The sequence below is a fragment of the Streptomyces sp. NPDC101178 genome (genome assembly GCF_044767965.1).
Lineage (GTDB): Bacteria > Actinomycetota > Actinomycetes > Streptomycetales > Streptomycetaceae > Streptomyces.
In genome coordinates this window covers 188,304-201,893 of sequence record NZ_JBIWOZ010000005.1, presented here as the reverse complement: position 1 = coordinate 201,893, position 13,590 = coordinate 188,304, and the positions used below count along the sequence as shown (strand labels likewise).

Below are 13,590 nucleotides of genomic sequence, written 5' to 3'. Positions count from 1 at the left end.
CCGGTGCGTGTCCTCAACCGCAGCGCGAGCCCGTCCGTAGCCACCGCAATCTGCGCCCTTCTGCCCCTTGGGCGGTAGTCAGCAGTATTCGACACACCCGACCGCGTGGGTCGGTGATGTTCCAGGTTAGTTTCACGAACGGCACACAGAAACCGGAGAAGTAGTGCCTACGATCCAGCAGCTGGTCCGGAAGGGCCGGCAGGACAAGGTCGAGAAGAACAAGACGCCCGCGCTCGAGGGTTCGCCCCAGCGTCGCGGTGTCTGCACGCGTGTGTTCACGACCACCCCGAAGAAGCCGAACTCGGCGCTCCGTAAGGTCGCGCGTGTGCGTCTGACCTCCGGCATCGAGGTCACGGCCTACATCCCGGGTGAGGGACACAACCTGCAGGAGCACTCCATCGTGCTCGTGCGTGGTGGCCGTGTGAAGGACCTGCCGGGTGTTCGTTACAAGATCATCCGCGGCTCCCTTGACACCCAGGGTGTCAAGAACCGCAAGCAGGCCCGCAGCCGCTACGGCGCCAAGAAGGAGAAGTAAGAATGCCTCGTAAGGGCCCCGCCCCGAAGCGCCCGGTCATCATCGACCCGGTCTACAGCTCTCCTCTTGTCACCTCGCTGATCAACAAGATCCTGCTCGACGGCAAGCGTTCCACCGCCGAGCGGATCGTGTACGGCGCCATGGAAGGCCTCCGCGAGAAGACCGGCAACGACCCGGTCATCACGCTGAAGCGCGCGCTTGAGAACGTCAAGCCCTCGCTCGAGGTCAAGTCCCGCCGTGTCGGTGGCGCCACCTACCAGGTGCCGATCGAGGTCAAGCCCGGTCGCGCCTCCACCCTCGCTCTGCGCTGGCTCGTCGGTTACTCCCGCGCCCGCCGCGAGAAGACCATGACCGAGCGCCTCATGAACGAACTGCTCGACGCCTCCAACGGCCTCGGCGCTTCGGTCAAGAAGCGTGAGGACACCCACAAGATGGCCGAGTCCAACAAGGCCTTCGCGCACTACCGCTGGTAGTCGCTCCCCCCATCGAGACCGAGAGAAGATTGAGCCTTATGGCCACCACTTCGCTTGACCTGGCCAAGGTCCGCAACATTGGGATCATGGCCCACATCGACGCGGGCAAGACGACCACCACTGAGCGGATCCTCTTCTACACCGGTGTGAGCTACAAGATCGGTGAAGTCCACGACGGCGCTGCCACGATGGACTGGATGGAGCAGGAGCAGGAGCGCGGCATCACGATCACGTCCGCCGCGACGACCTGTCACTGGCCGCTCAACGATGTTGACCACACCATCAACATCATCGACACCCCGGGTCACGTCGACTTCACCGTCGAGGTGGAGCGTTCGCTCCGCGTCCTCGACGGCGCCGTCACCGTGTTCGACGGTGTCGCGGGCGTCGAGCCGCAGTCCGAGACCGTCTGGCGTCAGGCGGACCGCTACGGCGTGCCGCGTATCTGCTTCGTCAACAAGCTCGACCGCACCGGTGCGGACTTCTTCCGCTGCGTCGAGATGATCGTGGACCGCCTCGGCGCGACCCCGATCGTCATGCAGCTCCCCATCGGCGCCGAAGCGGACTTCACGGGCGTTGTCGACCTCGTGTCGATGAAGGCCTTCGTGTACCCCGAAGAGGCCGCCAAGGGCGAGATGTACAACGTCGTCGACATCCCGGAGAACCTCCAGGAGTCGGCCGTCGAGTGGCGCGGCAAGCTCCTTGAGGCCGTCGCCGAGAACGACGACGCCATGATGGAGCTGTACCTGGAGGGCAACGAGCCCACCCAGGAGCAGCTGCACGAGGCGATCCGCCGCATCACCCTGGCCTCCAAGGGCAGCGCCGACTCCGTCACCGTCACCCCGGTGTTCTGTGGCACCGCGTTCAAGAACAAGGGCGTCCAGCCCCTGCTCGACGCGGTCGTGCGCTACCTGCCCTCCCCCCTGGACGTCGAGGCCATCGAAGGCCACGACGTCAAGGACCCGGAGAAGGTCATCGCCCGCAAGCCCTCGGACGACGAGCCGTTCTCCGGCCTGGCGTTCAAGATCGCGAGCGACCCGCACCTGGGCAAGCTCACCTTCGTCCGGATCTACTCCGGTCGCCTGGAGGCCGGCACCGCGGTGCTGAACTCCGTCAAGGGCAAGAAGGAGCGCATCGGCAAGATCTACCGCATGCACGCGAACAAGCGTGAGGAGATCGCTTCGGTGGGCGCCGGCGACATCATCGCCGTCATGGGCCTGAAGCAGACCACCACCGGTGAGACGCTGTGCGACGACAAGAACCCGGTGATCCTGGAGTCCATGGACTTCCCGGCGCCGGTCATCCAGGTCGCCATCGAGCCCAAGTCCAAGGGTGACCAGGAGAAGCTGGGTGTCGCCATCCAGCGCCTCTCGGAGGAGGACCCCTCCTTCCAGGTGCACTCCGACGAGGAGACCGGCCAGACCATCATCGGTGGTATGGGCGAGCTTCACCTCGAGGTGCTCGTCGACCGCATGAAGCGCGAGTTCCGCGTCGAGGCGAACGTCGGCAAGCCGCAGGTCGCGTACCGCGAGACGATCCGCAAGGCCGTCGAGCGCATCGACTTCACGCACAAGAAGCAGACCGGTGGTACCGGCCAGTTCGCGAAGGTCCAGATCGCCCTTGAGCCCATCGAGGGTGGCGACGCGTCCTACGAGTTCGTCAACAAGGTCACCGGTGGCCGCATCCCCCGTGAGTACATTCCCTCGGTGGACGCGGGTGCTCAGGAAGCCATGCAGTTCGGCATCCTGGCCGGTTACGAGATGGTCGGCGTCCGCGTCACCCTTCTCGACGGTGGTTACCACGAGGTCGACTCCTCGGAGCTCGCCTTCAAGATCGCCGGTTCGCAGGCGTTCAAGGAGGGTGCCCGCAAGGCCTCTCCCGTGCTCCTTGAGCCGATGATGGCCGTCGAGGTCACCACGCCCGAGGACTACATGGGCGATGTCATCGGCGACCTCAACTCCCGCCGTGGCCAGATCCAGGCCATGGAGGAGCGCAGCGGCGCTCGCGTCGTGAAGGGCCTCGTGCCCCTCTCGGAGATGTTCGGCTACGTCGGAGACCTCCGCAGCAAGACCTCGGGTCGCGCAAGCTACTCGATGCAGTTCGACTCCTACGCCGAGGTTCCGCGGAACGTCGCCGAGGAGATCATCGCGAAGGCCAAGGGCGAGTAACTCTCCCGAGCTCACGCTTTAGGCTTGTCACCGGAGCCGGGCGGGCATACGGCACAGCGCGCGAGCACTGTGCCGTATGCCCCCGGCGCCGGCACCCCAGCAAAGATCACCTGGCGCCGATGAAGCAAGGCGTACAGAACCACTCAGGAGGACCCCAGTGGCGAAGGCAAAGTTCGAGCGGACTAAGCCCCACGTCAACATCGGCACCATCGGTCACATCGACCACGGTAAGACGACCCTCACGGCCGCCATTACCAAGGTGCTGCACGACGCGTACCCGGACCTGAACGAGGCCTCGGCCTTCGACCAGATCGACAAGGCTCCCGAAGAGCGCCAGCGCGGTATCACCATCTCCATCGCGCACGTCGAGTACCAGACGGAGTCGCGTCACTACGCGCACGTCGACTGCCCCGGTCACGCGGACTACATCAAGAACATGATCACGGGTGCGGCGCAGATGGACGGCGCCATCCTCGTCGTCGCCGCCACCGACGGCCCGATGCCGCAGACCAAGGAGCACGTGCTCCTGGCCCGCCAGGTCGGCGTTCCGTACATCGTCGTCGCCCTGAACAAGGCCGACATGGTGGACGACGAGGAGATCCTGGAGCTCGTCGAGCTCGAGGTCCGTGAGCTCCTCTCCGAGTACGAGTTCCCGGGCGACGACGTTCCCGTCGTCAAGGTCTCGGCGCTCAAGGCTCTCGAGGGCGACAAGGAGTGGGGCCAGTCGGTCCTGAACCTGATGGCCGCCGTGGACGAGTCCATCCCGCAGCCCGAGCGTGACGTCGAGAAGCCGTTCCTCATGCCGATCGAGGACGTCTTCACGATCACCGGTCGCGGTACGGTCGTCACCGGCCGCATCGAGCGTGGTGTCCTCAAGGTCAACGAGACCGTCGACATCGTCGGTATCAAGACCGAGAAGACCACCACCACGGTCACCGGCATCGAGATGTTCCGCAAGCTGCTCGACGAGGGCCAGGCCGGTGAGAACGTCGGTCTGCTCCTCCGTGGCATCAAGCGCGAGGACGTCGAGCGCGGCCAGGTCATCATCAAGCCGGGTTCGGTCACGCCGCACACCGAGTTCCAGGCGCAGTCCTACATCCTGTCGAAGGACGAGGGTGGCCGTCACACCCCGTTCTTCAACAACTACCGCCCCCAGTTCTACTTCCGTACCACGGACGTGACGGGCGTGGTGACCCTTCCCGAGGGCACCGAGATGGTCATGCCGGGTGACAACACCCTCATGGACGTCGCGCTGATCCAGCCGGTCGCCATGGAAGAGGGCCTGAAGTTCGCCATCCGTGAGGGTGGCCGGACCGTGGGCGCCGGCCAGGTCACCAAGATCATCAAGTAGTTCTCTGCTTGGTCCTTGGACCTGGTGGCTCATCGAGTCGCAAGAAGGGCCCCGCATCTCGCGAGAGATGCGGGGCCCTTCGCCATGTCCGGAAGCCTCAGGCGTAAGGGAGGCGGGGGCCGCGGACCGTACGCCACGGCCCGGTCCTACGGGCGCGGTACGACTGCCCCCGCCCGCGGTACGACGGCCGTCAGCGTGAAGGTCCCGTCCTCGGCCCCGGCGGTGAACTCCCCGCCCAGCGCCAGGACCCGCCCGCTGAGCCCGGCCAGCCCCGTGCCGTGCCGCGCGGACCCGGCCGACGCCGGCGGAGCGGTCGCGGCGCCGTCGTTGCGGACCGTCAGCCGGACCGTCGTGCCGTCCTTGCGCAGGGTGATCGAGCAGTGTGTGGCCCGGCTGTGCTGGAGTACGTTGCCGACGGCCTCGCGGAGGACGAAGCGCAGGCAGCCCACGACCGCCGGAGCGGCCTCTGTCCGCGGCGGCAGCACGGTCCGCACCTCCACGCCGGACGCGGTGAGGACCCGCTGCGCGTGCCCGAGCTCCTCGGAGAGCGAGAGGCCGCCGACGTCGGGCCGGCTGATGGAGCGCACGTCGTCGTGGAGCCGCCGGGCCAGCCCGATGATCTCGGTCAGCGCGGCCCGCTCCCGCCCGGAACCGCCGCGCAGCGCCGTCTCGCCCTGGAGCGTGATCGCCGCCAGCGACGACCCGACCAGGTCGTGCAGGTCCTGCTGCATCCGCGCCCGCTCCCGCTGCTCGGCCAGGTGCGCGGCGTGCTCCCGGCTGCTGTGCAGCCGGGCCGCGAGCAGCGCCAGGTGGGCCACGGCGAAGACGGTGCTCGCGGTGATCGCCGTGGCGAGCAGGATGTTGAGCGCGCTCCGGTCGGTGTCGATGAACCCGGTGGTGGCCAGCAGCGGACCACTGGCCCCGACCGCCAGCGCGAGCGGTACGGAGGTGCCCGGCGGCAGGGTCAGCAGGACCGCCCCGGCGAGGAACCCCAGCAGGCTCAGCCACCGGTAGTGGAAGAGCAGCAGCGGCAGGTAGGTGAGCACCGCCTGGACGAGCAGCAGCACCCAGCGCCGGCGGTAGGGCAGCCGGTACGGCGGTGGCGCGTACTGGCCCAGCATGAGCGCGGGCATCAGCACCAGCACGGTCAGGCCGGCGACCACCGTCCGTCTGCCGAGCGGTGAGGCCGCCACCTCCAGGGCGACCAGTGCGAGCGACCCGACCACCAGGATGACCAGCGCTCCGAAGGCGACCCCGGAACCCTGCGGCGCACCTGCTCCCAGGCCTGCCGGACGCCGCATCAGGGACTCCTTCGTTCCGCTCTCCGTGCCTGACTTCGTGAAAGCTTCACTTCTTCACCACGAGTCCCCCTGCTTTGATCGCCTCTGTTTCATGCCCACTACAACAGAGAGTTGTCCGACGTGTCGGAGCACATACCTCCCGCCGCTGGCTGGGAGGGCTCATCCTTGGCCCTGCAACGGCGAAGACGGCTCCTGCCGCGGATCGCCCTCGGCGCGGCCATGGTGCTCGCGGTGGAGATGGCCCTGGTCACGGAGAGCGGCCAGGCCGTGGCCGTCACCCAGCAGGTGCCGAAGGCACCGGTCGAGGAGAAGCCGGCGCCGGAGGGGCCCCGCGAAGCCGCGGACATCCTCTCCGCGAAGGTGGCCGCCAAACTGTACGGGAAGCGGGTCGAGGCGCTGTCCGAGCGCACCGAGACCTCCACGACCTGGGTGAACAAGGACGGTTCGCTCATGACCGAGCTGACGGCCGGTCCGGTCCGCTTCGAGGAGAACGGCACCTGGACCGACGTCGACGTCGAGCTCCGTGAGACGGCCGCCGGCGGCGTCGAGGCCAAGGCCCACCCGAACGGCCTGAGCCTGGCGGGCAAGGGCGGTGCGCTGCCGCGCTCGGTGCGCGAGGCGGACCGGGCCCCCGCACGTGACCTGGTCACGCTCGGCGAGGGCGACGAGCGGATCACGCTCCAGTGGAAGGGCGGACTGCCCGCACCCGAACTGGACGGGACGCGCGCCACCTACCCCGAGGCCCTGCCGGGCGCGGACGTCGTCGTCGAGTCGACCCGTACGGGCTTCGAGCAGTACGTCGAGATCAAGAAGCGTCCGGCCGAGGGCTACTCGTACACCCTGCCGCTCAAGGCCAAGGGCCTGACGGCGAAGGAGCAGCCCGACGGCAGCGTGCTCTTCACCGACCGGAGGAACGGCAAGCGGGCCGTGATGCCCGCGCCGGTGATGTGGGACTCCACCGTCGACAAGGTCTCCGGCGAGCGCACGCGCCGGGTGCCGGTGGCGATGAAGGTGGTGCCCAGGAAGGGCGCCGTCGACCTGGTCGTCACGCCGGACGCGGAGTTCCTCGCCGACCCGGAGACGGTGTACCCGGTGACGGTCGACCCGTCGACCTCGTCGCTGTCGAACGTCTTCGACACGTACGTCCAGCAGGGCGAGACCCGCGACTGGTCCACCGATGTCGAGCTGGACTTCGGCAACCCCGGTACGACGAACGCCAACGGCACTCCCCGTACCGCCCAGTCGTTCATCACCTGGAACACCGCGCCGATCGCCGATGCCCTGGTCTCCAGCGCCAAGCTGAGCCTGTGGAACTTCCACTCGGCCAACACCACCTGCGCCGCCCAGCCGTGGCAGGTCTGGTCCTCGCCCGCCGCGACGACGGCCAGCCGGTGGACCAACCGGCCGACGATGACCGCGATGAAGGCGGAGTCCACCGAGACGCGCGGCAACACCGCCTGCACCAGCCAGCCGGACGGCTGGATCAACGCGAACGTGACCACGCTGGCCCAGGAGTGGGCCTCGGCCAAGGCCACCCGCGGTCACCTCGGCATCCGGGCCAAGAGCGAGACCACGGTCGCCCAGTGGAAGCGGGTGAACTCCGCCAACGCCGCGAAGAACCCGCCGAAGCTGTCGGTGACGTACAACTTCCGCCCGCGCACCGGCACCAAGCAGGAGGCGGGACCGCCGTTCTTCTCCTACTCCGGCGCCTACATGGTGAACACCCTGACGCCGACGCTGCGCGACACCTTCGTCGACGCCGACGGTGACAAGGTCAACGGCACCTTCCAGATCTTCGACAACGCCACGAACACGCAGGTCGGCTCGCCGATCGTGTCGAAGTACGTGGCGTCCGGGCAGGCCGCTTCGGTGACCGTTCCGGCGGGCGTGCTGGCCGAGGGCAAGACGTACAAGTTCCGTACGAACCCCTACGACGGCACGCACTACAACACCGGCTGGTCGGCGTGGAAGACCTTCACGGTCGACACCAGGGCGCCGTCCGCGCCGACGAGGATCGCCTCCACCGACTATCCCTCCGGGCAGTGGGTCAAGGGCGCCGGGCAGCCGGGCACCTTCACGGTGACCCCGCCGAGCGGCTCCGACCACAACTGGCTGGAGTGGTCCCTCGACGGGGTGACCTGGACCAAGGTCGTCACCGGTGGCGCCGCCGCGAACAAGGCGGTCTCCGTCACCCCGCCGAAGAACGGCAGCCACACCCTCCAGGTGCGCTCCGTCGACAAGGCGGACAACAAGTCCGAGGCGCTGGAGTACCTCTTCCACGCCGGCTCGGGCGGCTTCGTCCAGCCCTCGGAGGGGGAGCGGACCGCGCGCCGGCTGCCGCTGGTCGCCGAGGCGGAGGCCGGCAAGTACAACGCCGTCGCCTTCTCCTGGCGCCGCTCCGAGGCCGACCCGTGGGTGCGCGTCCCCGTCGGTCACGTCACCTCCGGCGGCAGCGCGCTGACGGCCTGGCCGGTCCCGCTGACCAACGGCCGCAACGCGCCGCTGGTGTGGAACGCCACCAGCACCGTCGACCCGGACGGCACGATCCAGCTCAAGGCCGACTTCACCGGCCCGAACTCCGCGGCCAGCAGCACCATGCCGCTGACCGCGGTCGTGGACCGCAACGCGGACGGCGCGGCCACCAGCGAGGTCGGTCCTGGCTCGGTCAACCTGCTGACCGGCAACTACACGCTCTCCGAGACCGATGTGTCGCTCTTCGACCTGTCGGTGTCGCGTACGGCCGCCTCCCGCACCCCCAACCGGGGCGCCGACCAGGAGGGCCAGGCCGCGATCTTCGGCAAGGAGTGGGTCTCGGGCACCGCCGCCGAGGCCACCGAGTCCGACTACAGCCACGTCCGGCGCATCTCCGACACCGCGGTCGACGTGGTGCTGGAGGAGGGCGACGCCATCCACTTCACCGCGAACGCGGCGAAGAACGGGTGGATCCCGGAGCCCGGCTCCGAGGACCTGACCCTCACGGGCGGTGTGACCGGCACGTTCACGCTATCCGACACCGAGGGAACGGTCACCACCTTCGCCAAGGCGGACGCCGCGGCGACCACCTGGCAGCTCTCCAGCGTCCTGGACGACGGCCTGGCCAACTCCACGACCAAGGTGGTCTCCGAGACCGTCACGGTCGCCGGCAAGAAGCTGGCCCGTCCGAAGCGGATCATCGCCCCGACCACGGCCGCCACCACGGCCGCGTGCGAGACGACGCCCGCGACCAAGGGCTGCAAGGTCCTGGAGTTCGTCTACGCGACCACCACCACGGCCACCGGCACGGAGACCAACGCCCAGTTCGGCGACTTCACCGGCCAGGTCCGCGAGATCCGCGTCTGGGCCACGAGCCCCGGCGCCTCCGCCGCCACGGCCACCGCGGTCGCGACCTACCGCTACGACGCCAACGGGAGCCTGCGCCAGCAGTGGGACCCGCGCCTCAGCCAGGCCTCCCAGACCCAGTACGCCTACTACGGCGGCAGGGTCACGTGGATGCAGCAGCAGAGCCAGCTCCCGTACACCTTCACGTACGGCAACGCCGGAGCCGGCACGGCCCCCGGCGACGGCATGCTGCTGAGCTCCTCCCGGCAGGCCCTCAAGCAGGGCACCGTCAACACGGTCGAGGGGAACGCGGTCACCAGCATCGTGTACGGCGTCCCGCTCACCGGCGCCAAGGCCCCGCACGCCATGGGCGCGGCCGACGTCCGCACCTGGGGCCAGAGCGACGCACCCAGCGACGCCACCGCGGTCTTCCCCGCCGACGCGGTCCCCGCCTCCCACTCGGGCGCGGACCTCGCGGCCACGGGCTACCGCCGTGCCACCGTCACCTACCTCAACGCGTCGGGCCGCACCGTCAACTCGGCCGCGCCCGGCGGGCACATCACCACCACCGAGTTCGACCGGTTCGGCAACACGGTCCGTCAGCTGACCGCGGGCAACCGCGAACTGGCGCTCGGCGTGCGCGAGGAGCACCGGGACGTCCTCACCGACCTCGGGCTCAGCGCGATGCCGCCGGCCGAGCGCGCGCAGCTGCTCTCCACGCTCTCGACCTACGACGAGGCGGGCGTGCGCAAGACCGAGGAGTTCGGCCCGACCCACCGCGTGGACCTCTCCGAGGACCTCAAGGACGGCTCCACGGTCCTGGTGAGCGCGGGCACCTCCGTGCCGGCGCGCGCCTGGACGGTCAACGAGTACGACACCGGCCGTCCCACCGACGGGACCGCCAAGGCGAAGGACCAGCTCACGCTGGCCATCACCGGCGTCCGGGTCCGTGACTACTACGGCGTCATGGGAGAGAAGCGCCTCACCGAGACCCAGTACGACTGGGTCAAGGGCCTGCCCACCCTGACGATCCAGGACCCGGGCGGCCTCACCATCACCACCAGCACCGGGTACGACGCCCAGGGCCGGGTCACCTCCCAGGTGCTGCCCGGCGGCACGGGCGGCGACGCGGCCAGCCGGATCACCGAGTACTGGTCGGCCACCGGCACCGGCTGGTGCAAGGGCCGGCCCGAGTGGGCGGACCAGCCGTGCTGGACCGGCCCGGCCGGTGACATCACCGGTGGCGGCTCCCACCCGGCCAAGCTGCCCAACACGACGACGGAGTACGACCGCTGGGGCAACCGGGCCGTCGTGACGGACGAGGTCGGCGGGGTCTCCCGGACGACCGCGACCACGTACGACGCGGCCGGACGCAAGATCTACGAGGCGGTGACGGGCGGCCTCGGCCAGGCCGTACCGGCGGCCACCACCGAGTACGACCCGGCCACCGGGGCGGTCGTCAAGGTCTCCTCGCCCACCGGGGGAACGATCACCAGCGCCTACGACCAGCTGGGCCGGCTGATCTCCTACACCGACGCCGACGGAGGGGTCACCAGGACCGAGTACGACCTGCTCGACCGGAAGGTCAAGGAGAGCGACTCCGTCCCGACCACGGTGACCTACACCTACGACCACACGGCCGAGCCGCGCGGTCTGCTCACCGCGAAGGCCGACTCCGTCGCCGGCACCTTCCGCGCCACCTACGACGCGGACGGCTCGGCGGCCACGGAGAAGCTGCCCGGCGGTTACACGCTCCGGATCACCGGGGACACCACCGGAACGGAGGTCAACCGCACCTACACCCGGGACGGTGACGGCACCACCGTCTTCACCGACTCGATCACGCGCAACGCCCACGGGCAGGTCGGCACCCACGCCGGCTGGTCCGAGCAGCGTTACCACTACGACAGGGCCGCCCGGCTGACCGGGGTCGAGGACCACGTCGAGGGGGAGTGCACCCGGCGTACGTACACGCTGGACCGGCGCTCCAACCGGACGGCGCTGGCGACCGCGGTCGCGGCTCCCGGCGCCGCCTGCCCCGCGGGCGGCGGCACCACGGTCAACCACCGCTACGACAGCGCCGACCGCCTGGTCGACGCGGGCTACGGCTACGACGCCTTCGGCCGGACGACGGCACTGACCGGCACCACGGTCGGCTACTACGCCAACGACCTCGTCCACCGTCAGACCGCCGACGGCCGGCGGCAGACCTGGGAGCTGGACGCGAGCCTGCGCCTGCGCTCCTGGAGGGTCGAGACCGGCTCCGGCTCCACCTGGACGCCGGCCGAGTCCAAGGTCAACCACTACGACAGCGACGGCGACGACCCCCGCTGGATCGTGGAGGACACCACCACCGGCGAACTGACCCGCAACGTCGAGTCGGCCGCCGGAGACCTGGGGGCGACCACGGAGAAGACCGGCGGGACCGTCCTCCAGCTCTCCACCCTCCACGGCGACATCGCGCTGCAGCTGCCGCTGAACCCGCAGGAGGCCCCGACGGTCCTGGACGCCGACGAGTACGGCAACGCCCGCCAGAGCCAGGAGCCGGTCCGCTACGGCTGGCTCGGCGCCAAGCAGCGTTCCGCGGAGACCCTGACCGGTCTCACGCTCATGGGCGTGCGCCTCTACAACCCGGCCACCGGCCGCTTCCTCTCCAGCGACCCGGTGTACGGCGGAAGCGCCAACGCCTACGAGTACGGCTACGCGGACCCCGTCAACAAGTTCGACCTCGACGGGAAGTGGGTGCCGCTGGTCGTCTTCGGGGTCCGGGCGGCGATCGCCTGCTACCGGTACTGCAAGAAGACGTACAAGGCCGCCAAGTACGCCTACCGTGGCTACAAATGGGGCAAGTCCATGCGCCGGGCGCGTCATGTGGGCAACAGGAAGCGCGGTGGCAGCCTGGTGCGGGGAGTCGGGTGCGCGGCCGCGGGATACGGGATCGGCGCCGGAGTGGTCGGCCACGCCGGGTCGCAGAGGGCGAACGTCCAGCGCGGCTGGGGCTACCTCAGCGCCGGTGTCTCACTCGGCCTGTACTCCCGTATCGGGACGTGCCAGCCGTTCAGGAAGGGGGGCGGCAAGCGCAGACGGTGACCGGGCGCTCCGCACCCGGTCCACGCTCCGGCCGATGAGGCCCTGAACGGGTGGCGCATACGGACCTTTCCGTATGCGCCACCCCCCATTCGTCCGCTCCCACCGTGCTGGGCGGGCACCGAGGGAGAGTCCGCACCATGAAGTCCTCCGTACCCCTGCCCACCAGATTCCGCGTCGCCTTCCGCAACTTCTGGATCCTGGCCTCCCTGTCCGCGGGGGTGGCCGTCGCCGCGGACGAGTCTCTCCTGGGGCTGATGGGCTCCTACCGGATCGAGATCGCGATCATCTACGCCGGACTGCTCCTCCATCCGTTCACGCCCATGCTGCAGGCCGGCGCCGGGGCGCCTCCGGAGTTCCGTCCGACGGCCGGGGACCGGCTTCTGAAGCAGCGTGCCCGGTATCTCGCCGCCGGTGTCGCGACCTACGTGACCTGCGCCGCACTCATCGGTGTCGTCGGCGGAGCAGCGGCCAGGGGACGGGAGTGGCCGGCGGTGTTCGCGTCCCTCGGCGACGTACTGACCAGCGTGGAGACGGCGGTGCTGCTGGCAGCCCTCGTGTCAGGGTGCCTCCTCCTGCCCGGCCGCTTCTTCGGGGCCCCCGGCCGCCACCGGAAGGCGGACGAGTCGCCCTGAACGCCCGCGCCGTGGGCGATAATCGAACCCGTGATCAAGGTGCTGGTGGTCGACGACCATGACGTGGTGCGGTCCGGCCTGGTGGTGCTCCTGTCCGCCGAACTCGGCATCGAGGTGGCCGGCCAGGCGGCGGACGGGCCCGCCGCGCTCGCCGAGGCGGAGCGGCTGCGGCCGGACGTGGCGCTGCTCGACATCGACCTGCCGGGCCTCGACGGGATCACCGTCGCCGCCGCGCTCGCGGAACGGCTGCCCTGCTGCCGTACGTTGATGCTCACCGCGCTCGACCGCCCGGGCCATCTGCGCCGCGCGCTGGCCGCCGGGGCCGCCGGATACCTGCTCAAGAGCACCCCGCCGGCGGGCGTCGCCGACGCCGTCCGGCGGATCGCCGCGGGCGGCCGGGCCATCGACCCCCGGATGCGGGAGGAGGAGCGCTCGGGGCCGAGCCCGCTCACCGACAAGGAGGCCGAGGCCCTCCGGCTCGCCGCCGAGGGCGCGCACTCCCGCGAGATCGCCGCCGACCTGTTCCTCAGCGTGGGCACCGTACGCAACCGCCTCTCGTCGGCGGTCGGCAAGCTCCACGCCCGGACGCTGGTCGACGCCGTCCGGATCGCCACGCACCACGGATGGCTGTAGGGCCCGGCCCCTCATGGATGTAGGGCCCCGGTACCTCAGGGCGGAGAGGTAAGGGGGCCCTACGGTCTTGCGGGGCGGCGGGTCGGTCA

8 protein-coding genes are annotated in these 13,590 nt (G+C 69.7%); 7 read left to right on the top strand and 1 reads right to left on the bottom strand.

All coding sequences use genetic code 11. The annotated features are described in order from the left end of the window. Positions 1 to 163 precede the first annotated feature (163 nt). The 4 genes from rpsL (at position 164) to tuf (ending at position 4,527) form a co-directional block, all read left to right on the top strand. Positions 164 to 535: a 30S ribosomal protein S12 gene (rpsL, locus tag ACIRR8_RS16675; protein WP_003948652.1), complete on the top strand. Its 372-nt coding sequence runs from the start codon at positions 164 to 166 to the stop codon at positions 533 to 535. A 2-nt stretch (positions 536 to 537) separates the two neighbouring features. Next, a complete protein-coding gene (gene rpsG, locus ACIRR8_RS16670; protein WP_003966970.1) occupies positions 538 to 1,008 on the top strand; it encodes a 30S ribosomal protein S7 in 471 nt (156 codons plus the stop codon). Positions 1,009 to 1,046: 38 nt separating this feature from the next. After that, the gene (gene fusA, locus ACIRR8_RS16665; RefSeq protein ID WP_404064717.1) at positions 1,047 to 3,176 is read left to right on the top strand and encodes an elongation factor G; all 2,130 of its coding nucleotides are present in this window, start codon (positions 1,047 to 1,049) and stop codon (positions 3,174 to 3,176) included. Positions 3,177 to 3,333: 157 nt separating this feature from the next. Next, the gene (tuf, locus tag ACIRR8_RS16660) at positions 3,334 to 4,527 is read left to right on the top strand and encodes an elongation factor Tu (protein ID WP_018490814.1); all 1,194 of its coding nucleotides are present in this window, start codon (positions 3,334 to 3,336) and stop codon (positions 4,525 to 4,527) included. 146 nt (positions 4,528 to 4,673) lie between these two features. On the opposite strand, the gene ACIRR8_RS16655 is transcribed toward tuf, so the two are convergent. Then, positions 4,674 to 5,828: a histidine kinase gene (locus ACIRR8_RS16655; RefSeq protein ID WP_404064714.1), complete on the bottom strand. Its 1,155-nt coding sequence runs from the start codon at positions 5,826 to 5,828 to the stop codon at positions 4,674 to 4,676. Positions 5,829 to 6,047: 219 nt separating this feature from the next. Here ACIRR8_RS16655 and ACIRR8_RS16650 point away from each other — a divergent pair, with 219 nt between their 5' ends. The 3 genes from ACIRR8_RS16650 (at position 6,048) to ACIRR8_RS16640 (ending at position 13,501) form a co-directional block, all read left to right on the top strand. Then, positions 6,048 to 12,236, top strand: a complete 6,189-nt coding sequence (locus ACIRR8_RS16650; RefSeq protein ID WP_404065503.1) for a DNRLRE domain-containing protein — start codon at positions 6,048 to 6,050, stop codon at positions 12,234 to 12,236. 137 nt (positions 12,237 to 12,373) lie between these two features. Beyond that, on the top strand, positions 12,374 to 12,868 hold the full coding sequence (locus tag ACIRR8_RS16645; RefSeq protein ID WP_404064711.1) for a hypothetical protein: 495 nt from the start codon (positions 12,374 to 12,376) through the stop codon (positions 12,866 to 12,868). Positions 12,869 to 12,898: 30 nt separating this feature from the next. Beyond that, on the top strand, positions 12,899 to 13,501 hold the full coding sequence (locus ACIRR8_RS16640) for a response regulator (RefSeq protein WP_404064708.1): 603 nt from the start codon (positions 12,899 to 12,901) through the stop codon (positions 13,499 to 13,501). Positions 13,502 to 13,590 lie beyond the last annotated feature (89 nt).